Genomic DNA, 501 nt, shown 5'->3' with positions numbered 1-501 from the left:
AAAAAGCCCAGCCACAGGAAGACGGCAATCAAACCGAATGCCATGATGCCGAACCAGTTGATAAATGCCACTGCACCGCGACGCAGGCCGTCCAGTTGTGCCGCGCCGAGCAGGGCGAGCGGCGGCAACAGCCAAACGAGGTTGTCTTGCAGGCGTTGCGGGTTGATGGCAAGTAGGGCTGTCATAATAACCAGCCACGACAGGCTCAGAATGCCCCAGTTTTTATCGTGGATACGCGTGCGGCTGAGCGTCCATGCTGCCAGCGGCCAGGCAGGCAAGGCAAACCACAGCAGGTTTTTCAGATAATAGGGCAGGTTGAAGGCCGTCTGAATCTGATGGAAACCGCCGAATACGCCTAAGGAATAATGGCTGAACCAAATATCAAACCATTCGGGATTGGTTTTTGATAAAACCAGCGGATACAGAATCAGCAGGGGCAGGGAAACGACGATGGCGCCAATCAGGGTCAGCAGATAGCGTTTGCTTTGCCAAGTAGAATGG

1 pseudogene is annotated in these 501 nt (G+C 54.3%); it reads right to left on the bottom strand.

Annotated features, from left to right (window positions below):
* Positions 1–501 (bottom strand): annotated as a pseudogene (locus ACTHUR_RS18900) (glycosyltransferase family 39 protein); the annotation flags it as partial.

This window comes from Neisseria sp. P0021.S007 (assembly GCF_051956855.1).
Note: the sequence above shows the minus strand (reverse complement) of the source record. Positions and strands in the feature narration are given on the sequence as shown.